Genomic DNA, 25,335 nt, shown 5'->3' on the forward strand with positions numbered 1-25,335 from the left:
GGTCAACGCTAGCCGAGATGGGTGCGCAGCAGCGGGTTGACGATGTCGGGGTGCGAGTAGGTGACCAGATGGGCGGCGTTCTCGATGATCTCGAGGTGCGCGCCGGGGATCTGGGCGGCGAGCGGGACGACGGTCTCGGGCGGGACGCTGGTGTCGGAGTCCGTCGTCACGAGCAGGACCGGCGCCGTGATGCTCGGCAGCTCGGGGACGAGGTTCGTCGCGCTGAGGGCCTCGCAGCAGGCGGCGTACCCCTCGTCGGACGTGCTGAGCAGCATCTGGCGGATGGGCTCGATCTCACCGGTGAAGTCGGGACGGAACCAGCGCCCCAAGGTCGCCTCGGTGATGGCCTGGGTGCCGTCGGCGCGGACCTGGGCGGCCCGGTCCCGCCAGGGCTGTGGATTCGCCGCCAGGTTGGCCGGCGGGCAGAAGATGGCGAAGCGGTGGAATCGGGCCGGCGCATGCTGGGCGAGCCAGAGACCGACCGCGCCGCCGAGCGAGATCCCGACGTACGACGCCTGCTCGACCCCGAGCGTGTCGAGCAGTTCGATCACGTCGTTGCCGAGGTCGTCGATCGTGTACGGGCCCGGTGGCGCCTCGGAGGCGCCGTGGCCGCGGTGATCGAATGCGATCAGCCGGAAGTGCGCGCCCAACGCGTCGAGCTGCGGCGCCCACATGCCGCTCGCCGCGCCGAGGGACGACCCCAACAGGACGACGGGCGCGTCGGCAGGACCGGTTTCGGAGTACGCGAGTCGCATGCGACCCAGTATTACCGGTAGAGCGCGAGCGATCCGGTCAGCGAGTCGATGGCTTGGCGCGGGCCGTACAGACCGAGACCGAGGTACTCGATGTCGGCCGGCTTGGTGCCGCTCAGCGTGTCGGCGAACTGGTCGTACGAGCGCGCCTGCTGCGCGACCTGATTCATGTCGTGCACGGTCACACCGTCCCGCGCCGCGGCCTGCTCCCGCAGCTCGTGGAGGCGCTCCGCGGAGGCGCGTAACACCGGGATCGGGTACGCCGACATCCCCGCATGCGGCTCACCGGCACCGTCGGCGGTATCCGCACCGACGGTGTCGTCGTGATGCCGGCCGAGCGCGACGCCGAGCAGCGCGGCAGTGTTCAAGGCGACCCCGACGGGTGCCGTGTCGGCGATCACGACCACGATCTTGTTCGTCAGCACGAGGAGAATCTAGCTCGGCGTACGGCGATCTCACTGGCCAACCGAACGACGTTCGGCAGATCTGCGAAACTCATGGTCATGGACGAACTTGATACGGCGCTGCTGCGGATCCTGCAGAACGACGCACGCCGGACCAATCGGGAGATGGCCGCCGAGCTGGGTATCGCGCCGTCCACCTGCTTGGAACGGATCCGCGGGCTGCGCGAGCGCGGGGTGATCAGCGGGTACCACGCCGCGGTCGACCTGCAGGCCATCGACCGGTCCACCCAGGCGATTATCTCGATCAAGCTCCGGCCGCAGGCGATGGCCAAGGCGACCGCGTTCCAGGACTACGTGGTGCGGCTGCCGCAAACGCTGGACATGTTCATGGTCTCGGGCGGGAGCGACTTCCTCGCGCATGTTGCGGTCAAGGACACCCAGGCGCTCCGCGACCTGGTTCTCGACCTGGCCAAGCGGCAGGAGATCGCTGATATCCGCAGCTCCGTGGTCTTCGAGCATCACCATCGGACGACGGTGCTCCCGCTCTGATCCCCGGCCGGGGTGGGCGCGCCACACGCCCACCCCTCCCCGCAGCCACGCCTATCAGGCGCAGGCCACGATCAGGTCACCCCTGCTCCTTCGCTGGGAGCGGAGCCGATGGTGCCTGACAGCCGGGAGTGCGAGTTTAGCGGTCCAGGCCGGAACGAGGGTGACTGGCTCCCGCAGTGGCCGGGATACCCGGGGACGCGCCCTGTGCCCCGCGCGTCCCCGGGATCCTCCCGATCCCGTCAGGCGGTGACCGGGGGCTGGGTGCGGGTCGAGATCGCGAGCCGGTTCCAGAGGTTGATGGTGCCGATGGCGAGCAGCACGTTCATCGTGCCCTCCTCGCCGAACTGCTGGACGGCGGCGTTCCAGACGTCGTCCGGGACGCCGTGCGGGCCGAGTTCGGTCACCACGTCGGTGAGGTCGAGCGCGGCCCGCTCGCGGTCGTCGTAGAACGAGACCTCACGCCAGGCGGCCAGGCCGAACAGCCGCTGCGTGGTCTCGCCCTCCTTGAGGGCGTCCTTGGTGTGCATGTCGATACAGAAGCCGCAGCCGTTGATCAGCGAGGCGCGAACCTTGATCAGGTGCAGCAGGGTGTGGTCGAGGACGCCCTGCAGGTAGCCCTCGATGCCGTAGACGGCCTTCACGCCGCCGGGCATCGCCTTGGTCATGTCGATGCGTTGTTCCATACCTACTCGACAGGACGGGCCCGCCCGGATGTGACAGCCGCTGCGGTGACCTGGGTCACTGGCCGGAGCCGAGCCCGGACTGCGCCTTGACGACGGCGGCCTCGGCGGCGGTCGCCAGGATCTGCTCGTCGCCGGCCATCACCTCGACCGAGAGCGCGACATCGCCGATCCCGGTCAGGAACGTGTTGTACTCCAGACCGCGGCGCGGCCCGTCCACGCCCATCAGCCGGAACGCCAACGGCTCGGTGCCGAACTCGGGGGCGGTCAGCAGGTCGATCTGCATCACCGTGCTGCCGCCGCCCTCGGAGCGCATCGAGATCTTCGGGCAGTCGGTCACGGCCTCGGCGTACTTCGCCCGCAGCGTCGCGACGCCCTCGGCGGTGCCCATCGCGTCGAGGCTGAAGTCCAGGTACGGGCCGGAGGGACCGCCCGAGAACGACCGGCCGGCGGTGAAGTCCGCGGCCGGCGCCGCGGCCGCGTTCATCAGTTTGACCAGCGGCTTGCAGCGGCTGCTCGACGAGCCGAACGGCTTGGTGCCGCTGTCCGGCTCGTCGTCCTCCTCGCGGGTGAAGCCGGACGGCAGGTCGCTCAGCTCCAGCAGGCCTTTCGCGAGGCTCTCCTCGGACCTGGTGACCGGGCCGCTGGGCGTCGGATCGGAAGGCGCGACGGACGGCGGCGGCGAATCGGTCGACGCCGGGGAGTCGCTGCCGCCGCACGCGGTCAGCGTGAGCGTCAGGGCGGCGGTGAGCGCAAAGGGGAACGACAGGAACCTGGTCATGGAATTCCTTGGGTGGCGGAAACACCCGCATCGTGGACAGCATGTCCACCGGCGGCCGAGCAGGGTGCAGCGTACCGGATCAGATGGTGTGCGAGCGGAGGTGGATGTTCTGCAGCAGGCCGATCGCGAGCAGACCGGCGAACATCGAGGAGCCGCCGTAGGAGACGAACGGCAGCGGCAGACCGGTGACCGGCATGATGCCCAGGGTCATCCCGATGTTCTCGAAGGCCTGGAACGCGAACCAGCACACGATGCCGGTGGCGACCAGCCGGCCGAACGCATCCCGCGCGTTGATCGCGATCCGCAGCCCGCGGAACAGGATCAGCGCGAACAGCGCGATGATCGCGCCGGCCCCGATCAGGCCGAGCTCCTCACCGGCGACGGTGAAGACGAAGTCGGTGTGCTGCTCGGGGACGAACGCGTTCTGCGTCTGGCCGCCGTTGAACAGCCCCTGGCCGAAGATGCCGCCGTTACCGATCGCGATCCGGGCCTGGTTCACGTTGTAGCCGCTGCCCTGCAGATCCTGCTCGGGGCGCGCGAAGTTGGTGAAGCGCTCGATCTGGTAGTCCTTGAGGATCTGCAACTGGATCGCCAGCGTTGCGATCACCACGCCGGCCGTCACGATGCCGAGCATCCAGCGTTTCGGGACGCCGGAGACCGCGATGATGCCGAACACGATCGCGCCGAGCACCATCACCGTGCCCAGGTCGGGCTGCAGCAGAACCAGCACCACCGGAATCGCGGCGACCGCGATCGCCTGCGCGATATCGATCGTCCGGGCGCTGTCGTTGCGGTCGGTCTCGCCCTTCTCGGCGATCAGCAGCGACATCCCGACGATCACCGCGAGTTTGGCGAACTCACTGGGCTGGATCGACATCCACGGCAGCTGGATCCAGGACCGGGAGCCGTTGATCACCGAGCCGACCCCGGGCACCAGGACGAGGACCAGCCCGATGATCGAGGCGCCGTACAGCACCGGGGCGAGCAGCCGGACGCGGCGGTGGTCGGTGACCGCCGCGCCGATCGCGAGCACCAGCCCGATGGCGAAGTTCAGCGCGTGCCGGAGCAGGAAGTAGTGCGGGTTGCCCTCGGTCAGCGACATCCGGTTGTGGGTCGCGGACCAGATCAGCAGCGCGCCGATCGCGGACAGCGCGACGACGCCGAGGACCAGCACCCAGTCGATGTGCCAGACGGTGGACCGCCGATCCATCCGCGGTCTGGTCCGGATCGGGGCCAGCTGCGCCATCACGGGGTCTTCTTCGGGTCTTTGGCCGGCGGCGGGGTGGACTTGATGTCGTACAAGGTCTCGTAGATCTTCCGCACGGCCGCGCCGCCGGCGCCCGAACCCGTGCCGGACTGGCTGAGCATCATCACCACGGCGTACCGATCGGTGTACGCCGCCATCCAGGACGTGGTCTGTTTGCCGTAGACCTCGGCCGTCCCGGTCTTGGACCGGACCGGCACCTTGTCGAGTGGGAAGCCGGTGAACTTCCAGGCCGCGGTGCCGCTGCGGGCGGTCTCCTTCAGGCCCTTGTCGATGTAGCGCAGGTTGCTCGCCGAGACCGGCAGCTTGGCCTTCACGGTCGGCTTGATCACGTGCGTCTTGCCGTTGGCGCCCTTCCAGGACTCGACCACACGCGGCTCGTACAAGGTGCCGCCGTTGGCGAGCGCGGAGTAGATCACCGCGAGTTGCAGCGGCGTGATCGTGGTGTCGCCCTGGCCGATCGAGAAGTTCACCGCGTCACCGGCGCGATAGCGGTAGCCGTCGACGCAGAACTCCCGGGAGAACTGCTTCAGGAACGCGGACGTCCCGGCGGGCGGGTTGTCGGCGAGTTTGCAGTAGTAGTCCTTCTGGGCGTCGTAGTACTCCTTCTTCCACTTCCGGTCGGCGATCCGGCCGCTCACCTCACCGGGCAGATCGATCCCGGTCGGCGTCCCGAGGCCGAATTTCTTCGCCATCTCGACCAGCGGGTCCCGCGCGTCGAGGTCGCCGGAGTTGCCGCCGGCACGCAGCCAGAGCGCGTAGGCGATCCGGTAGTAGAAGGTGTCGCAGGAGATCGCCAGCGCGCGATCGAACCCGATCATGCCGTAGGAGGCCGACTCGTAGTTCTTGAACCGGCGGTCGCCGACCTCGAGGAACGAGGAGCAGTCCAGCCGGGTCTTCGGGCTGTACCCGGCGCCGAGCGCGGCCGCGGTGGTGATCGGCTTGAACGTCGAGCCGGGCGCGAGCTGGCCCTGCAGCGCCCGGGAGACCAGCGGCGTCCCGGACTTCGGCGAGTAGAGCGCGTCGAGCTCGCGCTGGCTGATCCCGCCGACCCAGACGCCCGGGTCGTAATCGGGATAGCTCGCCATCGCGATCACCCGGCCGGTCTTGGTGTCCATCACGACCGCGGCGCCGGAGTCCGCGACGTAGTTGCGTTTGGTGATCTTGTCGTACTGCTTGCGGGCGGTGAACAGCGCGCCGCGCAGCTGCGCCTCGACCGCGGCCTGGATCCGCGCGTCGATCGAGCTGACCACGGTGGCGCCGGGCGTCGGCGCGGTCTGCTTCTCGACGCCGGTGGTGTAGCCGACGGCATCGACGATGACGTCCTTCACGCCGGGGGCGCCGCGCAGCATCTGGTCGTACGTGCGCTCGACACCGGCCCGGCCGACCAGATCCGAGCGGTGCGGGACGGAGTCCTGGCCGGATTTGTCCAGCTTCTCGAGCTCTTCGGTGGTGATCGGCGAGAGGTAGCCGAGGATGTGCGCGGCGTTCACGTTGTAGGGCGCGGGGTAGTTGCGCAGGGTCTGCGAGTCGGCGCCGACGCCGGGGAAGTCCTCCCGGCGCTCCATCACCTCGATCGCGATCTGCTCGCTGACATCCTTCGCGACCGGGATCGGCTGGTACGGCGTCCCGTTCCAGCAGGCGGGCGGTTTCGAGGCGCCGGGCTCGCCGCACAGCATCGTGCGCGCCTTGAGCTCCTGCGGCGTCTGGCCGAGCACCTTCGCCAGCCGGGTGATCACCTGGGCCTGCTGCGCGTCGGGCAGTTTGGCCAGCACCGACCGGTCGACGGTGATCACCAGCGACACCCGATTGCCGACGAGCGTCCGGCCCTTGGCGTCGACGATCACCCCGCGCGGTGCCGGGACGAGCACCTGCCGGGTGTGGTTCTGCGTGGCCGCCTGGGTGTAGTCGGCGCTGGACATCACCTGCATGAACCAGAGCCGGGCGAACAGCGTGCAGAACAGCGAGAAGACCAGTACGCCGATCACGAACAACCGCAACCGCGCCTTCAACGGCGTCTCGAAATAGTCGAAGCTCATCCCCGTCCTCGCTTCGCTGCGGGCGCGGCTGATCTTCGTAAGAAGCTGTACTGATGGATGAACTCGCTCCGCTCGCTCATCGTGACACCACCCGCCGCCGCTCCCGGGCCGCGGTGAAGCGGGACATCACCCACATCACCAGCGGGATGACGACGATCGCGCCGACCACGTCGTACCCGGCGGCGATCCCGACGCGGACGCCGAACTGGCCCCAGTCGACCGCGGGGTCGTGCAGGAGCGCGCCCGTCCCCGAGTAGATGAGCAGGGAGAGCGCGGAGCCGAAGACCACGGTGAGCGCGACGCCGAGCGGCCCGACCGGACCGGCCGAGGTCTCGCGCCGGATCAGCCCGGCCACATACCCGGCGATCGCCAGCGCGAGCGCCCACCGGCCGGCGGTGTGATCGGCAGGCGGGACGACGTCGAGCAGCAGGCCGCCGACGAACCCGGAGATCGCACCCCACTCCGGACCGCGGGACAGCGCGAGCGCGATCACCACGATCAGCACCAGGTCACACGTGACCCCGGCGACGGCGATCTGGGTCAGCACGGACGTCTGGACGGTGACGGCCACCATCAAGAAGAGGGCCGCCAGCCCGATGCGTAATGCGATCACGTGTCAACCCGCCTTCCCTGCTGTCGTAGTCGGTTTCAGTTGGCCGCGCGGCGCCCGGGCGGGTGGCCCGGTCACCACGCCGACGGTGTCGATCCGGGTCGGATCGACGTACGGCTTGATGATCGCGGTGGAGCCGAGCGCGCCGGCCGTCGCCGTCACCGAGGTGACGACCCCGATCGGCACCCCCGGCACGTACGGCGCGTTGCCGCTCGAACCCCAGGTGACGATCCGGTCCCCCGCGCGGGGGCGCGCCTTGAGATCGACCAGCTTGTAGTCGAGCGTGCCGCCGACCTCACCGCGGCCGGAGACGAACCCCAGCGCCATCGTGGAGTTCAACCGCCCACCGACCGTCGAGTTACGGTCGCCGATCAGCAACACGGTCGACGTGCCCTGCGTCGTCCGCACCACCCGGCCGACCAAGCCGCTGCCGTTCAGCACGGTCTGGTCGACGCGGACGCCGTCCGCCGTGCCGGCGTCGATGGTGACCGTGTGACTGAAGCTCTGCGCGCTGCCCATCCCGATCACCCGCGCCGGCGTCATGGTGAACTTCGGCGCCAGCCGGAGCAGCCGATCCAGCTCGGCGGCCCGGTTCCGCGTGTAGTCGGTGGTGTTCAGCTGCTGCCGCAGCTGGTCGTTGTCAGTTTTCAGTTTTTCGTTCTCTGCCTGCAACCTATCCAGTTCCGCGAACCGGTCCCGGAGGTTGTCCACAGGCTGCCGCGCGGAGCTCGCGGTCGACTCCAGCGGGCCGAAGACGGCCGCGGCGCCGGTGCGCAACGGCTCCACCGGTGAGCCGGCCGAGCGCCGGGCGTCGAGCACGATGAGCGTGAAACAGGCGAGGATGATCAGCACCAGCACGGTCCGGCGGCGGCGGACCTCCCGCGGGACGCCGGCCGCCCGGACCAGGCCGCGCGCCGGAGTGCCGAGGTCTTTGAGCATGGTCAGCGCCGATTGTCGGTGACGAGGATCCGGTTCAGCGTCTCGATGTTGTCGACGCACTTGCCGGCCCCCAGGACGACGGCGTCCAGCGGATTCTCCGCGACGTGGATCGGGATCCCGGTCTCGTGCCGCAGCCGCTCGTCCATCCCCTTCAGCAGCGCGCCGCCGCCGGTCAGCACGATGCCGCGGTCGACGATGTCGCCGGCCAGCTCCGGCGGGGTCTTGTCCAGGGTGGCCTTGACCGCGTCGACGATCGCGGTGATCGGCTCCTCGATCGCCTGCCGGATGTTGGCCGAGGAGACCTTCACCGTCCGCGGCAGGCCGGAGACCATGTCCCGGCCGCGGATCTCGCTGTCCGGCCCGTCGGTGGTCGGGAAGGCCGACCCGATGGTCATCTTGATCTGCTCCGAGGTGGCCTCGCCGAGCAGCAGCGAGTACTCCTTCTTGCAGTAGTTCACGACCGCCTTGTCGATGGCGTCGCCGGCCACCCGGATCGACTGGCTGGTGACGATCCCGCCGAACGAGATCACCGCGACCTCCGTGGTCCCGCCGCCGATGTCGACCACCATGTTGCCGGTCGCGTCGCGGACCTCGAGGTTGGAGCCGAGGGCGGCCGCCATCGGCTCCTCGATGATGTAGACCTTGCGGGCGCCGGCCATGTACCCGGCGTCGCGGACGGCGCGCTGCTCGACCGCGGTGATCCCGGACGGCACGCAGACCACGATCCGCGGTTTGGCGAAGTACCGGCGCCGGTGCACCCGCTGGATGAAGTACCGCAGCATCTGCTCGGCGGCGTCGAAGTCGGCGATCACGCCGTCCTTGAGCGGCCGGATCGCGGTGATGTTACCGGGCGTCCGGCCGATCATCTTCTTCGCCTCGTGACCGAACGCGACGGCTTCGCGGGGCTCGTCGGTCCGGGTCGCGACCACGGACGGTTCGTTCAGGACGACGCCACGCCCTCGTACGTAGACGAGGGTGTTGGCCGTTCCGAGGTCGACCGCCATGTCGCGGCCGAGCATGCTGTTCGCCATCTCGGGGGCCCTCCACCTGCTCGGGTCCGGGATTCTCAGGCTAAGCGCGGACCCAGCGCCACCCGGGGACCGACACGACCCGTCTGCCCAGCACGCATCGTATCGGTCCCCTCACTCAAACGAGGTCCCGGGTCACTACTCGAACAGCATCTCGCTGAGCCCGACCAGGTTGTCGGCGACGGTGACCGCCACCTTCGCCGGCCCGCCGAACTGGTCCTCGACCATCTTGCCCATCAACTCGCACGGGTTGTCCCAGCAGCTGGCCGCTCGGACTCCGGTGTAGTAGATCTGCGGAGCGAAGACTCCGATCCCGGTCCGCGGCTGCTTTCCGGCCAGTGGCCCGACGATTGCCAGACCGGTGTCGCGCTTCGCCTCCGCATAGAACATGTTGTCGATCCGGGCCCGCTCCTTGTCGGTGTGCAGCCCGACCGACTCGTTGTTGCGGTAGCCGAAGTCGTGCCGCTGGCAGGCCGCCTCGAGCTGCAGGTTCGGCACCTGGCTGCAGCCGTCGGAGCCCCAGTCGAACTTGTACCGCGCCCACTCGGGGTCGTCCTTGTGCGCCCGTGCGTACCGGAACAGCGCCGCTGCCTCCGGGGTGTCCGCAGTGAGCTTCTGGTACATCTTCTTGCGCTGCTTCGGCGTGGCCAGCGGCAGCTTGCGCGGCTTCTTCTTCCACCAGGTGCACTTGCCCTGACAGGCCTTCGCCTTGGCTACCTTGCGCCGCTCCGCAGCCTTGCGGTGGTTGGCCCGGGAGTCGGTCCATCGACCGTCGTTACCTTCGAAGAACCGCAGTCCGTCCGGATCGGTGAAGGTGGCCGGGCTGTTGTTGCCGTACGCGTAGGCGTTCAGTTGCTGCGGATCGGCCGGGTCGAGGATCGGGTCCACCGACAGGAACTTGCCGAGCGCCGGGTCGTACTCCCGGGCCCCGAGCCGGGTCAGACCGGTCTCCGGGTTGGTCGCGCCGTCCACGAAGGCCCGGTCTCCCCCGGTCCAGCCGGACGCCGAGCCGCGCGGGACGCCGAACGGGTCGAGCAGCCGCGTGGTGATGGCCAGCGTGGCCGCGTCCAGCGCCGCCTGCGCGGTGCCGTACCGGTCGTCCACCGTCCAGCTGAACCCGCTGGCCGTCCGGACGCCAAGCCCGTCGTAGTACCGCGTCCCCTTCAGGACGGTGCCCGTCAGCTTCAGTTCACCCGAGCCGACGAACAACGTGGTCGAGCCGCTGTCGCGCCGGAGCAGCACCTGCCCGTCGGCGTCGTACACGTAACTGCTGCCACCGGCAGCGGTCACTAGCCCCTCGTCGCTCCAGATGAGCGGCTGCGGCTGGCCATCCGGTCCAGTCCGGCTGGTGGTGTTGCCGGCTGCGTCGTACTGGTACGACGCCACCGCGGAGCCCGTAGTCACCGACTGCACCGCATGCGGCCGGTCGCTGCCTGGCTGACCGTAGGCGTACGTGCTGATCTTGTCCGCTGCCCCACCGAGCCCCTTGGTGGTGAGCTTGGTGCGGTTACCGGTCAGGTCGTACGTGTACTCCTGCCAGTACGGCGCAGGCCCACCGACCCGAGCAGCGTTCGGAGCGGCCGCGCAGTCGTCGGTTGCCGTCCAGGCCGCCGTCGTACGGCGCAGGTGGTCGTAGCTGAAGCACTGCGTGTCCAGCAGGCTGCCTTGGACCTGGTCACTGATCTTCTTGACGTTTCCGGCCGGGTCGTAGCTGTAGGTCTGGTTCGCGGCCAGTACGTCGCCCTGCGCGTCCCGCTGCGTCTTGACCTGGCTGAGCCGACTGGTGCCGGCGTCGTAGAACGTCGTCCGCCACAGCGTCTTGGCCGTAGTCCCCAGCACTTGCTGAGCGACCTGCCCCAGCCCGGTGTACTTCGTGTCGTTCACATACGGCTGCGCGCCACTGACCTTGTCCTGCTGACCGGAGGTCTCGTAGGAGTAGTTCAGGGTCTCCGCGGCCACATCGCCCAGCTTGGGCAGACCGGTCGACCACAGGCTGCCGTCGTCGGCGTAGGTCTGGCTGGTGGTGTAGGTACCCGCGAGCTTGCCCTCGGACTCCGGAATCACCACCTGCTCCCCCGAGGAGCGACCTGCCTCGTCGTAGCCTGTGATCGACCGGACGAATTCGTGCGTGCCAACGTATCGGGTCGACGAGGTCAGCTGCCCCTTGGCCAGAGTGTCGTACACGGATTTGGTCAGCAGCGTGGACCCACTGCGCGTCTCCAGCTTGCGACCGAGGTCGTCGTGGCTGGTCGTCACGGTCTTGCCGCGCGCGTCCGTCGTGCTGAGGAGCTGTCCGGCGTCGTCGTACGTCATGGTCGCGATGCCCTTGTCCGGGTCGTCGACCTTGGTCTTGCGACCGAGTGCGTCGTACTCGTACTGCCAGACGTTTCCGGCCGCGTCACGCACCGATGTCATGTCACCGCGCTTGTTGTAGCCGTAAGTGGTCGTATCCGCCGGAGTGCTCGTCGTACGGCCCTGGTACTGCAGGCGGGCCGTCGTCTGACCACGTGCGTCACTGACGGTCGTGGTCAGCGTGCCGCCAGTCGGCGGCAGCACAGTGACCCGGTCGCCGCCGTACGTCGTGGTCGTGCGCCACTTCTCCACGTTGAACTCGACATGTACCTCAGCTGTCGGACGCTCAGCGCCGTCGAAGCCGATCACTGTCGTGTTCGGCACCTCACCGTGGGCCGCTGTGGCCAGCGTCGTACCGGGCGCAGTTGTGGTGTCGTAGAACGGTGACCGCTTGTAGAAGACCAGCCCGCGGCTGTTGGTGAACTCGTCGGTCAGAATGCGGCCGCCGAGTGGGCTTGGTGCCTGCGTCTGGCGCAATCGCAGGAAGCCGTCGAACAGCTGGTACGACGGGAGCTGGTTGCCGTTCGCCTTCAGCGTGAGCGTCTTCACCCAGGTCGGACCACCGGTCTGCCGGACGCCGTACTCGAACTGGACGTGCGGTGTCTCCTGGTTCGCGCTGGACCGGCCGGGCTGCCACACCGCAGTCAGCCGACCGAGTGCGTCGTACGTCGCCGAGGTCACCCGGTTGTTGGCGTCCGTGCTGGACACCGGTTTACCGAGCCGCGGATCGACCGTCTGCTTGGTGACGTGTCCGGCGGCGTTGGTCTTTGTGAACCCAGTAGTCACACCGTTGACGTCGGTGTACGCGGCTGTCGTGGGCCGGTTGAGCGCATCCTTGATCTGCAGCGAGCGACCGTAGCCGTCGTACGTCGTGGTGGTCTGGGTCAGGTACGTCGGCGTACCGCCGCTGTACGACTTCGCGACCTCCACCTTGGTCTCGTTGCCGTTGCCGTCGTACGTCGACACGGTGTCCTCGATGACCTCCGTGAAGCTCGCCCCACAAGCCGCAGCGACTGTCCGGACCCGCCCAGGCAGGTCCATCAGGCCTTTGGCCGGGTTCGGGCTGTAGGTCTTCGTCGTACAGCGGTCGTCGGCAGCAGTGCCGGTGTCGCCGAGGTCGTTGATCTCGGTCTCATTGCCGTACTCGTCGTACTTGGTCTGCACTTCGGTGGTGCGGAAGCCGCCGGCGGCCAAGCCGGTCCGGCTGATCAGCCGAGCCTCTTCGACCTGATAGGCCTCGTACGGCGCCTGCTGCGCGGTCCGCCGGGACCACGGGTCGTGAATCTCGCTGCTGACCACAGAGCCACCCACACCGTTGTAGGTGATCTCCTCACGCAGCGAACCGGCGTACTGCTTGAGATCTGGCGCCACTGCGCCACTGGAGTCGGTCAGATTGCCACCCAGCCCCCGGTAGTACTGGTAGCGCGTTGCCGACTGCGGACTGGTCGGCTCTTGGGTCAGATCGCCCTTGGTGATCAGAACCTTCTCGTAGCCACGCCAGTCCGTCCAGCTGCGGAACTTCGGGTCGGCGAGCGGATTGTCGTCGTACGCCCAAGCAGCGTTGCCTTCGTAGCTGTACGTCGTGCGGGTGTCGTAGTTGGTGGTGACGGTGTCGTCCTCGGTGATCTCGCCGACGACGTACTTGTGGAACCAGTCGTTCCGCGGCTCGACCTCTGGCGCCATCACCCAGCGGACCGGGAAGCAGCGCTTGCCGTTACTGGCCGGAGTGGGCAGCGTGGTCGGTGTGCAGTTCGCGGCGGCGTACGTCACGTTGGTCCGGCCACCGGACTCGTTGGTGACGCTGATGATGCGCGGCCGGTTCAGAGCCGGCAGACCGTCCGGTGCGGAGTCGACCCGGTTGGGCTTCATTTCGTAACCGAACTTCACCGGTGGCAGGTGGACCGGCGTATCGGTGGCCAGTCCGGTGCGGGTGATCGAGTCCAGCCAGAGGGGCGCCGCAGTCGCGTCTCCTGGTGCCGGATAGCTCTGTGCGAGATCCCACTGGTCGACATGGGCGTAGTTGCCACCGCCGGCCGACACCTGTGTGTTCACCTTCGCCAGCCGCTTCGTCGTCCAGAAGCTCGGGGACAGCTCGTCCTTGCAGTCTGCCTTCGCACACTCGGTGTCCCACGGGACATCGGGCCAGCTCTTGGCGTCGCGCACGGCACAGTTCTGCCCAGCCGCACAGCGGTCCGCGGTGGTGAACACAACGCGTGCTGGCGCCTGAGCGTACGCTTCGCCGTCCCGCAGTCCGTACTCGATCCGCTTCAGCACTGCGTTCCGTGCGTACGTCGCAACGCTCGCACCGAGGTTCTGACCGTACCTGCCGCTCTCGACGTCGTAGTAGTAACTCATCGCGTTGCCGTTGCGGTCGACGACGTAGTCGACGTTCCAGCGGTACGCCTGCTGACAGGCGCTCGCTGCGAAGGTCGCCTTGTAGCAGGGCTCGCCGCTGTCGTTTCCGTAGACCGGAACGCCCAGCGTCGAGTTCGTGGCCGCTCTGCCGGCGGTCCAGCCCGGCAGCCGATTCAGACCGAAGTAGTACTGCGTACCGTCCGGTGTAGTGATCTTCCAGTACTCACCGTTGTCGTCGTCGTTGATCCCGGCTGTGCGCAGGACGTGCTCGACCTTGGTGCCGTCGTCGCTCTCTGGACGCCAGGTGCCGTTCTGGAACACCAATCGGCCGGAGCGCTCCCCCAAGGACATGACCGCGTTCTCGGTCTCCCAACACAGGTCACCGGTCTTGGTCTTCCCGTTGTTCCCATCCAGGTCGTCCGCGCACGCCTTGTAGGCGCGCTCGATGAAGCCGCCGCCCAGGTCCCAGCCCTCACCGATCCACGACGGCTGGTTGTTGGTCGCGACCGTGCGCCCGTCGACACTCTGCGACGAGTACGACGCCGCCAACTCCGGCTCGAGGCCACCGGGCACCTTGGGCACCGGAAAGCTGTAGCCCCAGGAGAACCCGCCGCTGGCCGTCGCCACCTGCCAACTGCCCGACGACGACAACGACGTCGCCTTGTAGGTTCCGGCCGAGCCTTCTGGCGCGGCCGCAACCGTGAAAGTGCCCATCGGGACGTCGGCGGACAGCTTGTTCGCCGTGGTGTCGTTGCGCTGGTTCTGCCCACCGACAACCCGCAGCCGGGACGCCCAGTCACCACCGAACGAGTCTCTGAACGCGGAGTAGTCCACTGTGACCCGAGTGGTGCCCGCACGCTTCCCATCGGTCCGCTGGACCTGGAACGTGAGCTCGTCCTTACCTCGCGGCCCCATCGTCACCTTCACCCCAGGCGACGCGGCCCGAACCGGAACCCGGTCCGCAGTGGGCCACACCGTCCGGGCCGGCGTCTCCGCACGCACCGGCGCCGCAGGAGCCTTCGGTGGGACGAAGTCCTTCGTTTGCACGGTAGGCGCGGACTGCACACCCGGTACCTCCGGTTTGGCGACCGGTACGCCAACCGGCGCCGCGTTGGCCGGTGCGGTCAAGGTGAGGGCCAGCAGGCCCACCACAGCTGCGGTTGCAGGCCGTCGCAGAACTCTTCTCATCACTGCCTCCCTCACCATCCCATGACCGATCCGAGCACGGCGTCCATCGTTTCCCAGGTGGAGACGTAGCCGGAGTTGACGCCGACTGTGTTGTAGTAGCCGCCCATGCTGGCTCCGAGCCCGAAGCCACCCTTCACCGCGAACGACGAGTTCCCGGTGGTCGGATCGTGGGTCATGTCGAGGCCGCCGCCCCAACCGGCTTTCACGTTGGTCGAGCCGAGATGCGCCATCACCTTGGCCCAGCTCCCGTTGAGGTGCGGCGCCCCGGACGCCTCGTAGCCGATGCCGTCGTTCACCGTCGTCGCGTCACCGGTGTTCGCTTTCAGCACGCCGCTGATCGATGCGTCGGCGCCGTAGACCACACCGGCCTTCATCCCGGCGCTGAAGGTGAAGCCTTTGTCATCGACGTTGAAACAGCCCTCGCCGCCACCACCGACGCCGGCACCGGCGAAACCTTCGATACACAGCGATCCGGAGTTGATGAAGCCGTCGCCGCCGAACACCGACTCGGCAGCGGTCTGGAACGGTCCCTTGACGTGTTTGTGCATGCGGAGCGGACCGCGGTTCTTGCGGTCCCGCATGCGCTGCTGGAACTTGGCGCGCTGGGCCTCGCGCTTCTTGCGCTGCGCCTGGCCCCACTTGTTGTACATCTTCTTGTAGCGGTTGACGCGCTGCTGAACCTTCCGCATCGCGGACTTCGACTGACCGGCCGCCGGCGGCGCGGTGACGTAGCCGTCGAGGTCGACGATGTGCCGCAGCCCGTTCGGGTCGGTGAAAGTGGCCGGGCTGTTGTTGCCGTAGGCATAGGCGTTCAGTTGCTGCGGATCGGCCGGATCGATCACCGGGTCCACCGACAGGAACTTGCCCAGCACCGGGTCGTACTCCCGCGCTCCCAGCCTGGTCAGGCCGGTCTCGGCGTTCGGCACCCCGCCGACGAAGGCGCGGTCGCCGCCGGTCCAGCCGGACGCCGAACCGCGCGGTACGCCGAACGGGTCCAGCAGCCGGGTGGTGATCGACAGCGTGGCCGCATCCAGCGCCGTCTGCGCAGTGCCGTACCGGTCCTCGACAGTCCAGTTGAAACCACCAGACGTGCGGACGCCGAGGTCGTCGTAGTAGCGTGTCCCCTTGAGAACCGTGCCGGTCTGCTTCAGTTCACCGGCGCCGACGAACAGCGTGCTCGAGCCGCTGTCGCGACGGATGAGTGGCTGCCCGGCGGCGTCGTACAGGTAGGTGCTGCCACCGACCGAGGCCAGCAGGCCCTCGTCACTCCACACCAGTGGTTGCGGCCGGCCGTCAGGTCCAGTCCGGCTGACGGTGTTGCCGGCCGCGTCGTACTGGTACGACGCGACGGTGGAGCCCGCAGTCACGGACTGCACGGCATGCGGCCGGTCGCTGCCCGGCTGGCCGTACGCGTAGGTGCTTACCTTGTCCGCTGCACCGTTGAGGCCCTTGCTGATCAGCTTCGTGCGGTTACCGGTGGCGTCGTAGCTGTACTCCTGCCAGTACGGCGCTGGCCCACCGATGCGAGCGGCGTTCGGTGCGGCTGCGCAGTCGTCGGTTGCCGTCCAGGCCGCCGTCGTACGGCGCAGGTGGTCGTAGCTGAAGCACTGCGTGTCCAGCGCGCGACCCTGGACCTGGTCGGCGACCTTGGTGACGTTGCCGATCGGGTCGTACGAGTAGCTCTGGTCAGAGGCCAGCACGCTGCCCTGCGCATCCCGCTGCGTCTTCACTTGGCTGAGCCGACTGGTGCCGGCGTCGTAGAACGTCGTCCGCCACAGCGTCTTCGCTGTCGTGCCCAGTACCTGCTGGGCGACCTGTCCGAGAGCGGTGTACTTCGTGTTGTTCACGTACGGGAGCGCACCAGTCAGCTTGTCGCGCTGTCCGAACGCCGTGTACGAGTAGTTGAGGGTCTCCGCAGCCAGGTCGCCCAGCTTCGGCAGACCGGTCGACCACAGACTTCCGTCGTCCGAGTAGGTCTGGCTGGTCGTGTACGTACCGGCCAGCCGATCCTCCGACTCCGGAATCACGACCCGCTCGCCCAGCGCCCGTCCGGCTTCGTCGTAGCCGGTGACCGCTCGGACGTACTCGTTGGCGCCCACGTAGCGAGTCGACGAGGTGAGCTGTCCCTTGGCCAGTGTGTCGTAGACGGACTTGGTCAGCAGCGTCGTACCGCTGTGGGTCTCGACCGACCGACCGAGCGCGTCGTACTTGGTCGCGACGGTCTTGCCCCGGGCATCCGTCGTACTGAGCACCTGCCCAGCTTCGTCGTACGTCATCGTCGCGACGCCCTTGTCCGGGTCATCGACCTTGGTCTTGCGACCGAGTACGTCGTACTCGTACCGCCACGCGTTTCCGGCCGCATCGGTGACCGCAGTCAGATCACCACGTTTGTTGTAGCCGTACGTCGTTGTGTCGGCCGGAGTGCTCGTCGTACGGCCCTGGTACTGGAGGCGAGCCGTCGTCTGACCGCGTGCATCGGTGACCGCGGTGGTCAGCGTGCCGCCGGCCGGCGGCAGCACAGTGACCCGGTCGCCGCCGTACGTCGTGGTCGTCCGCCACTTCTCCACGTTGAACTCGACATGCACCTCAGCCGTCGGACGCTCCGCTCCGTCGTACCCGGTGACGGTTGCACTCGGCACCTCACCGTTCGCAGCAGTCGCAAGAGTGGTGCCGGGTGCAGTGGTGTTGTCGTAGAACGGCGCGCGTTTGTAGAAGACCAGGCCGCGGCTGTTGATCACCTCATCGGTCAGGATGCGGCCACCGAGCGGGCTCGGCTCCTGGGTCTGCCGCGGCCGGAGGAAGCCGTCGAGCAGTCGGTAGGACGCCACCTGGTTGCCGTTCGCCTTCAGCGTGAGCGTCTTCACCCACGTCGGACCACCGGACTGACGCACGCCGTACTCGAACTGCAGATGCGGTGACTCCTGGTCCGCCTTGGTCCGGCCGGGTTTCCAGACTGCAGTCAGCCGACCGAGTGCGTCGTACGTCGTCGACGTGACTCGGTTGTTCGCATCGACCTCAGTGACCGGCTGGCCGACTCGTGGTTCGAGCGTCTGCTTGCTGACGTGTCCAAGCGGGTTCGTCGTGGTGACAACGGTGTTGAGGCCGTTCACGTCCGTGTAGGCGGTAGTGGTCGCTCGGCCCAGCGCATCCTTGTCCTCGAGCGTCCGGCCGTAGCTGTCGTAGGTGGTCGTGCTCTGCGTCTGATAAGCCGGTGTGCCGCCGCTGAAAGCCTTGGCAGCCTCCTCCTTCGTCGCGTTCCCCCTGCTGTCGTACGACGTGTTCGTGTCCGCAATGACGTCCGTCGAGCTGACACCACATGCAGCTGCAACAGTCCGGCTCCGCGCCGGGAGATCGCCGATGTAGGTCGTCGTCGTACAGCGGTCGTCCGCCGCGGTGGCGGTGTCACCGAGGTCGTTCGCCTCGGTCACATTGCCGTACTCGTCGTACTTACTCTGCACCTCTGTCGTCCGGAAGCCGCCTGCCGCGAGCGCAGTGCGGCTCTGCGTCCGCCCCTCCTCGATCTGGAAGGCCTCGTACGGCGCTTGCTCGGCAGTGCGCCGCGACCACGGGTCGTGGATCTCGCTACTGACCACAGCGCCGCCGACGCCGTTGTAGGTGAGCTCCTCACGCAGCATGCCGGCGTACTGCTTGGAGTCCGGTACGACCGTGCCGGTCGAGTCGGTCAGGTTGCCGCCCATACCGCGGTAGAACTGGTGGCGCGTTGCTGACTGCGGACTGGTCGGCTCCTGCGTCAGATCGCCCTTGGTGACCAGGACCTTCTCGTAGCCACGCCACTCGGTCCAGCTGCGGTACTTCGGGTCGGCCAGTGGGTTCTCGTCGTACGCCCAGGCCGCGTTGCCCTCGTAGCTGTAGCTGGTCCGGCCGTTGTAGTTCGTCGTGACCAGGTCGTCCTCGGTGATCTCCTCGACGACGTACTTGTGGAACCAGTCGTTGCGCGGCTCCACCTCCGGCGCCATCACCCAGCGCACCGGGAAGCAGCGCTTGCCGTTCCCGTTCGGGGTCGGCAGCGTGGTCGGTGTGCAGTTGGCAGCGGCGTACTTGACGTTCGTCCGGCCGCCGGACTCGTTGGTGACCGTGATGATGCGCGGCCGGTTCAGCGCCGGCAGACCGTCCGGTGCGGAGTCGACCCGGTTGGGCTTCATTTCGTAGCCGAAGGTCATCGGCGGCAGGTGGATCGGCGTCTCGGTGGCCAGTCCGGTCCTGGCAATCGAGCTCAGCCACAGTGGCGCGGCTGACGCGTCGCCGGGCGCGGGATAGGTATGGGTCAGGTCCCACTGGTTGACGTGGGCGTAGTTGCCACCGCCCGTGGACACCTGGGTGTTCACCTTGGCCAACCGCTTGGTGGACCAGAAGCTCGGCGACAGCTCATCCTTGCAGTCCGCCTGCGCACATTCCGCGTCCCACGGCACATCCGGCCAGCTCTTGGCGTCGTGCACCGTGCAGTTCGTGCCCGGCGCACACCGATCCGCTGTGGTGAACACAACGCGTGCCGGCGCCTGAGCGTAGGCGTTACCGTCGCGCAGGCCGTACTCGAGCTGCCTCAGCGTTCCGCTGCGGGTGTACGTCGCCACACTCGCACCGAGGTTCTGACCGTACTTACCGGTCTCGACGTTGTAGTAGTAGCTCATCGCATTGCCGTTGCGGTCGACAACGTAGTCCAGGCTCCAGCGGTACGCCTGCTGGCAGACGCTCGTCGCGAACGTCGCCTTGTGACAGGGCTCGCCTGCGTCGTTACCGAACACCGGCACGGTAAAAGTCGAGTTGGTGACCGCCTTACCGCTGCTCCAGCCCGGCAGCTGATTCAGGCCGTAGTAGTACTGCGTGCCGGACGGTGTGGTGACCTTCCAGTACTCACCGTTGTCGTCGCCATTCACACCGGCCGTACGCACGATGCGCTCGACCTTCGTGCCGTCGTCGTTCTCCGGTCGCCAGGTGCCGTTCTGGAAGAGCAGCCGGCCGGACTTCGGCCCCATCGACATGACCGCGTTCTCGGTCTCCCAGCACAGGTCGCCGGTCTTGGTCTTGCCGTTGTTCCCGTCCAGGTCCTCCGCACAGCTCTTGTAGGACCGCTCGATGAAGCCGGCTCCGAGGTCCCAGCCCTCACCAATCCAGGAGGTCTGGTTGTTGGTCGCGACTGTGCGCCCGTCGACACTCTGCGACGAGTACGACGCCGCCAACTCCGGAACCAGCCCACCGGGCACCTGCGGCACCGAGAAGTCGTAGTTCCAAGAGAAAGTGCCACTGGCGGTCGAAACCTGCCAGGCGCCGGTCGGTGACAGCGAGGTCGCCTTGTAGGTGCCTGCGGAGCCAGCTGGCGCCGCAGCGACGGTCAGGGCTGTTCCGACCGGTACGTCGGCCGAGAGCTTGCTGGTCTTGGTGTCGTTGTGCTGGTTCTGTCCGCCGGCAATCTGGAGCCGGGACGCCCAGTCGCCGCCGAAGGAGTCTTTGAACGCGGCGTAGTCCACCACGACGCGGACTGTCCCGCCGGCGCGCTTACCGTCGATCTGGAACGTGAGCTTGTCCTTGGCCCGCGGTCCCATCGAGACCTTCGCGTTGCCGGGCGACAGCACTCGAATCGGCACCTGCTTGCCGGTGGGCCACGCTGTGCGCGCTGCCGGCTCAGGTCGAGCGGGTGCCACCGGAGGCGGCGTCGGAACGAAGTCTTTCGTCTTGACGGTCGGGGTGGACTGGACGTCCGGTGCGGACGGCTTCTTCGTCTGTTCGGGCAGTTGGACGGCCTGCGCGGGCACAGCCAGCGACAGGGCCACCAGGCCCGCGACGGCGGCGGACGCGTGCCGCCGCCATCGCAGTACTGATCGATTCATCCCTGTGTCCTTCAGAGGTAGGCGGCGGTGAAGCCGAGGGAGCGGACCAGGGTCTGGCGTTCACAACCAGGGTCACGGGAGTCGAACAGGTCACCCCAGGACGCACGGCACCGGAAGACCTCGGTACGGCCGGGCGCTGCCTCGGTCCAGCCGTAGCCGGACAGACTGACCACCGTCTTGCCCTCGCAGTCAGCGGAGCTGGACGTGAACGAGTCGGCGCCGTCGCGGCAGTTCATCCACGCCGTCGTCCCAGGCAGCTGACGGACGGCGAGGTAGCCCAGTGCGCCTTCAGCGCGCTGTGTGGCGGCCAACCGGCCCGTACTGCTGATGTGGTCGAACGGATGGTTGGTGGCGTTCGTCCGGATCAGCGCCGAGTAGGCCTGCACGTAGCCGAGCAGGAACTCCATCCGGGCCCCCTCGACCCCGTCGCAGTTCTCGTTGTTGGAAGCGAAGTGCGCGACCATCTGGATGTAGCAGCGGTAAACCGGGACCGTCTCGATGCCGGCCGGAGCAGTAGCCCAGAACTGGCCGACACTGTGCAGCACGGTGTGACCGACACAGGTCGGGTCGAGGAAGTAGTCCGTCGCCCCGTTGCGGCAGGCGTAGATGGTCTTGGTGTTCTCCGTCCCAGCTGCGGCCGGTACGCCGAGGCTCCGCTGGAAGTGCGAGCTGGCGGGCACCGGTCCGGTGGTCACCATCCGGAAGCCGTTGGTGTCCAGGAAGTACGACAGCTGACCGGAGTACGCCGTGTGCCGCGCACCGACCGTCGGCGTCGCAAAGTCGTCCTTGATCTGGCCTTCGGCCCGGACGCCGTTCCAGGCGTGGACGTCGTCGATCTCACCGAGGAACGCATTCACCACCTGGCCGCCCTGACGCGCCGAACCAAGCTGGAACGCGCCTGCGGAGTTCCACTTCGCCTGTGCGGCCACGAAGCCGCCGACCTGCCGGTTGTCGACGTACAGCCGGATCTGTCCGGCCGCATGGTCGTAGACACCGGTCAGCAGCGTCCAACTGCCTGCCGTCGGCGCACTGTCGTCGCGGACCACCACCGGTACGTCGGCACTGCCGTCAGCTTGCGAAAGGCTGAAGAACCAGCGTCGCTTGGGACCGTCGTACCCGAGCTGGAAACCGCTGTTCTGCTGACCGTCCTGGCTCAGCACGGTCCGCGTCACGTCGTCGACCGCATCGAGCTTGACCCGCGCGCTGACCGTGAAGCTGGTATCAGTACGCAGTACTGCGTTCGGGCCGGTCACCCCAGTGCCGCTGCCGGCCAGCCGAACGGCACCGGTGCCGACCGTCCCCGCTGTCCGGGTCACCCCGGTGGCGGCGGTCCCGAGCCGATAGCTGCCGGAGACATCGTTCACCTGGGCACCGGTCGACTCGTCGAGCGGCCAGAACAGCTCCTCGTTCGCCGGCTTCGTCGCCAGGTCGTCGATCTCCCCCTGGGCCAGCACCCGGTTGTAGATCTGGACGTCGTCGAGCGCACCGAGCCAGTTGTCCACACCGACGCCCTGGTACTGCGCACGGCCGAGCTGCGTCTTACCGGTCGCGTGCCACGGGCTCGGGTGGCTCACGGTCGTTCCGGCGACGCCGTCGACGTACAGCTTGGCCTGCTTGGCGGCGTCATCGAAGACACCGGTCAGATGCGTCCAGCGGCCCGGGACGGCGAGGCCGGTGGATTCGGCGATCCGCCGGGCCGCCGCGTCGGCGTCACTGGCCGGCATCATGAAGTTCCACTTCTTGGTGTTCGGGTTGTACTGCAGGAAGAAGCCGCTGATCCGGCCGCTGTTCTGGCTGACCGCGGTCCGGTAGACCGTGCCGGCCTGGTCGAGCTTCACCCACGCGGAGACCGTGAACGACTTGCTGGTGTCGACAGTGCTCGGAGTCTCGACGAACGCCGACTTCGAGCCGTCCAGCCAGAGGGAGTCGCCCAGACGGCCGCCCTTCCACTGGCTGACCGGTGCCGCCGGACGGACGCCGTTCCGGTCGCCCGCCGCGTCGTCGTACACAGCTGTGTCCGTGCCCTCGCCGTCCAGCCGCCACTTGGCGATCGGCGCGGCGCCCTGGCCGACGAAGAATTCGTAGACGTAGGCCTTCTGGGACACGTTGCGCGCCCGGTCCACGGCTCGCACGGTGAGGAACTGCGGGCCACGGTCCGGCGGCGTCACCAGTACGTGCGCCTGACCGTCGGAGCCGACAGCGGCGTACCGGTTCTCGAAGTCACCGTGCAGCGAGTACTGGAAGCCCGCGACGTCGGTGTCGCCACCGGTCTTGAACGCAAAGCCGCCGGTGAAGCCGACACCACCACTAGGCGCGCAGTCCGGTGTGCATTCCTTGTACGTCGGCGAGGACACGATCGGAGGCTGCTGCGGCGCGGTCCGGTCGACTGTTACGTCGCAGAACCCGCTCCAGGCAGAGGTGTCCTTGTCGTCGGACGTGTAGACGCGGAACGACAGTTTGCTGTTGTCAGCGGCGTGCTGCGGTGTGACCTCGGCACCGAACTTCGTACCGGACGCGAACAGCCCAGTGGTGGCTCCACCGAGGACGGTCTGCCGGGAGCGGTCGCGCCACTCGAACCGGGTGCGGATCAGCTCCGAGTCCTGTTCGGTCGCGGTCGCGAACAGACGCGGGCCGCGAGTCGGGTTCTGGTCCGCACTGACGGCCGGGTTGACGAAGATCTCCTGGCCCTGGCACAGCTGGTTCTCGACGGTCAGCCCGGTCGGAACGCCCGGCCGCGTGTTGTAGGTGACCGACAGCGTCGGGTTCGCCCCGAACTTCTTCCAGCCGTACTGATCGCCTTCGGCCGACGTCAGTGCGATCGTCGCCCAGCCACCGTGCGCGTTGACGGCGTCGTTGACCGCCGGAGCGGCCTGCCAGCCAATCCAGATGTCCTTGCAGACCGGCGGCAGCACATCACCGAGGCTGGTGCCCAGACCGGGCTTGTTGTTCCAGTTGGTCGTCGTACCGACCGGTGCGGTGCTGGACGCGCGCACGTGTCGCTGCCGCGAGCAGTCCGGCACGTGGTCCAGGAAGGCATTGAAGGACGCGCCCTTGATGATCTTCTGACCACCCAGCAGGCCTCTGACGTCGAACCGGAAGTAGGACCGCGCCGTACCGATGCCGAAACACTCGCTGTGCACGTCGTAGCAGGTGCCGACCTTGGCGATCCGGTCCGAGTCACCGTTCCAGTACTCGTCGTCGGCGTGGCCGGACAGCACCATCGCCCACCCGTACAGCGGACCGGAGGTGTCGGGGTCCAGATAGACCGGGTACTTCGTGTCGCTGCTCGTGAGCAGCTCCTGGCTCGGCGTCACCGTCAGCGCGCCGTCTGCCAGTTTCGACGTACCGGTGGCGCGCTTGGCCGCGGAATCCCACATCAGCGGGAGGCCGGACGCGTAGACGAGTTTGCCGGCGGCGTCGTACGCACCGAAGCTGCCGGCCTTCTTGTCGCGCAGTGCGAGGCCGTCACTGGCCAGACCGAGTTTCAACGTGGCCAACTGCTTCGCAGCGGTCGCGTTGTGCACGACGAACACCTTGGCGAAGCCCTGCTTCTTGGCCGTCAGCTGCAGATCGACGCCGGGCAGCACATCGGCGTACGTCGCCGTGCTGCCCTGCAGAGTCGGCTCCGGGAGCGCCTTGGCCCAGCTGTACGACAGCTCACGCCCCTCGGCGCCCAGCCGCACCAACGGGCCCTTACCGCCACCGGAGAAGACAGTGGGGACACTCGTGGCCCGCGGCGCCACAGCGCCGTCGGCACGCCGTTCGAGGGTCGTATCGATCGGAGCCCAGCTGGAGCCCCGGCGTACCCGGATCGGCTCGGTGTGGAACGTCTCGGTGAACGTACCGTCCGGATTGGCCACCACATCACTGGTGGCCGTCTGTGCGGCCGGAACCGGGACAGGTTTCCCGGTCCGGCGCGCAGTCTCCGTAACACCAGGCGCAGCCGGCTCAGCAGCCGCCGCAACCTGAACAGGTAGTAACAAGGCCAGCGCACTGGCCACCAATACAACAGACCGAACGGCACGCAGCGGTCGCACAGGTCCCTCCCAGGGCAGATGGGGGTGTGGGACCACCCCCCGCCGTGAGAATCGACCAGACCGCTTTCAAACCACTTTCAAACGGTCGAAAGCGGGGTCAGGGCAGGTCGGGGAACCAGATCTTGATCTCGCGGTCGGCCGACTCCGGGGAGTCGGAGCCGTGGACGAGGTTCTCGCGGTTGGAGAGGGACAGATCGCCGCGGATGGTGCCGGGAGCGGCCTTGCGGCCGTCGGTGGCGCCGTTCAGCGCGCGGACGACCTCGATCGCCTCGTCGCCCTCGAGGACGAGCGCGACGAGCGGGCCGCTGGTGACGAAGTCGCGCAGCGGCGGGTAGAAGTCCCGCTCGACGTGCTCGGCGTAGTGCTGGTCGGCGGTGTCGGCGTCGATGGTGCGGAAGTCCAGGGCGACGATGGACAGGCCCTTGGCCTCGAACCGGCCGAGGACCTCACCGACCAGCCCACGGCGAACCGTGTCGGGCTTCAGCAGGACCAGGGTGCGCTGCGACATCTG

The 25,335-nt window shown here is 67.8% G+C and carries 14 protein-coding genes; 1 reads left to right on the forward strand and 13 read right to left on the reverse strand.

Translation table 11 applies throughout. The annotated features are described in order from the left end of the window. Positions 1–8: 8 nt before the first annotated feature. Both HPO96_RS04255 and HPO96_RS04260 read right to left on the reverse strand, forming a co-directional pair. Entirely contained in the window at positions 9–755 is a 747-nt protein-coding gene (locus HPO96_RS04255) for an alpha/beta fold hydrolase (protein ID WP_171671150.1), read from the reverse strand. An 11-nt stretch (positions 756–766) separates the two neighbouring features. Further along, positions 767–1,177 carry a DUF2000 family protein gene (locus HPO96_RS04260; RefSeq protein WP_171671152.1) on the reverse strand — a complete coding sequence of 137 codons (411 nt, stop codon included), beginning with the start codon at positions 1,175–1,177 and terminating at the stop codon, positions 767–769. A 78-nt stretch (positions 1,178–1,255) separates the two neighbouring features. Between HPO96_RS04260 and HPO96_RS04265 the strand changes: the two genes are divergently transcribed. Continuing rightward, positions 1,256–1,705 carry an Lrp/AsnC family transcriptional regulator gene (locus HPO96_RS04265; protein WP_171671154.1) on the forward strand — a complete coding sequence of 150 codons (450 nt, stop codon included), beginning with the start codon at positions 1,256–1,258 and terminating at the stop codon, positions 1,703–1,705. A 239-nt stretch (positions 1,706–1,944) separates the two neighbouring features. Here the strand turns inward: HPO96_RS04265 and HPO96_RS04270 are convergent, their stop codons facing one another. The 11 genes from HPO96_RS04270 to ndk all read right to left on the reverse strand — a co-directional run bounded on the left by HPO96_RS04270 (position 1,945) and on the right by ndk (position 25,332). After that, on the reverse strand, positions 1,945–2,388 hold the full coding sequence (locus HPO96_RS04270) for a carboxymuconolactone decarboxylase family protein (protein WP_171671155.1): 444 nt from the start codon (positions 2,386–2,388) through the stop codon (positions 1,945–1,947). Positions 2,389–2,443: 55 nt separating this feature from the next. Further along, complete coding sequence (locus tag HPO96_RS04275) at positions 2,444–3,166, reverse strand: hypothetical protein (RefSeq protein WP_171671157.1); 723 nt, start codon at positions 3,164–3,166, stop codon at positions 2,444–2,446. A gap of 79 nt (positions 3,167–3,245) precedes the next feature. Beyond that, entirely contained in the window at positions 3,246–4,412 is a 1,167-nt protein-coding gene (gene rodA / locus HPO96_RS04280) for a rod shape-determining protein RodA (protein ID WP_171671158.1), read from the reverse strand. Beyond that, the gene (gene mrdA, locus HPO96_RS04285) at positions 4,412–6,469 is read right to left on the reverse strand and encodes a penicillin-binding protein 2 (RefSeq protein WP_171671160.1); all 2,058 of its coding nucleotides are present in this window, start codon (positions 6,467–6,469) and stop codon (positions 4,412–4,414) included. The genes rodA and mrdA overlap by 1 nt, the downstream gene beginning before the upstream one ends. 76 nt (positions 6,470–6,545) lie before the next feature. Beyond that, positions 6,546–7,082 (reverse strand): rod shape-determining protein MreD, encoded by a 537-nt coding sequence (mreD, locus tag HPO96_RS04290; protein ID WP_171671162.1) that lies wholly within the window; start codon positions 7,080–7,082, stop codon positions 6,546–6,548. 3 nt (positions 7,083–7,085) lie between these two features. Then, complete coding sequence (mreC, locus tag HPO96_RS04295; RefSeq protein ID WP_171671164.1) at positions 7,086–8,018, reverse strand: rod shape-determining protein MreC; 933 nt, start codon at positions 8,016–8,018, stop codon at positions 7,086–7,088. Positions 8,019–8,020: 2 nt separating this feature from the next. Continuing rightward, on the reverse strand, positions 8,021–9,049 hold the full coding sequence (locus HPO96_RS04300) for a rod shape-determining protein (protein WP_272954508.1): 1,029 nt from the start codon (positions 9,047–9,049) through the stop codon (positions 8,021–8,023). 135 nt (positions 9,050–9,184) lie between these two features. After that, the gene (locus HPO96_RS04305) at positions 9,185–14,941 is read right to left on the reverse strand and encodes a phospholipase A2 (RefSeq protein WP_171671165.1); all 5,757 of its coding nucleotides are present in this window, start codon (positions 14,939–14,941) and stop codon (positions 9,185–9,187) included. 11 nt (positions 14,942–14,952) lie between these two features. Beyond that, the gene (locus tag HPO96_RS04310) at positions 14,953–20,787 is read right to left on the reverse strand and encodes an RHS repeat domain-containing protein (protein WP_171671167.1); all 5,835 of its coding nucleotides are present in this window, start codon (positions 20,785–20,787) and stop codon (positions 14,953–14,955) included. Between the two features lie 11 nt (positions 20,788–20,798). Next, complete coding sequence (locus HPO96_RS04315) at positions 20,799–24,647, reverse strand: LamG-like jellyroll fold domain-containing protein (RefSeq protein ID WP_171671169.1); 3,849 nt, start codon at positions 24,645–24,647, stop codon at positions 20,799–20,801. A 274-nt stretch (positions 24,648–24,921) separates the two neighbouring features. After that, positions 24,922–25,332, reverse strand: a complete 411-nt coding sequence (gene ndk / locus HPO96_RS04320) for a nucleoside-diphosphate kinase (RefSeq protein WP_171671170.1) — start codon at positions 25,330–25,332, stop codon at positions 24,922–24,924. Positions 25,333–25,335 lie beyond the last annotated feature (3 nt).

Origin of the sequence: Kribbella sandramycini (genome assembly GCF_013131805.1) — a bacterium.
In the GTDB taxonomy this organism is placed as follows: domain Bacteria; phylum Actinomycetota; class Actinomycetes; order Propionibacteriales; family Kribbellaceae; genus Kribbella; species Kribbella sandramycini.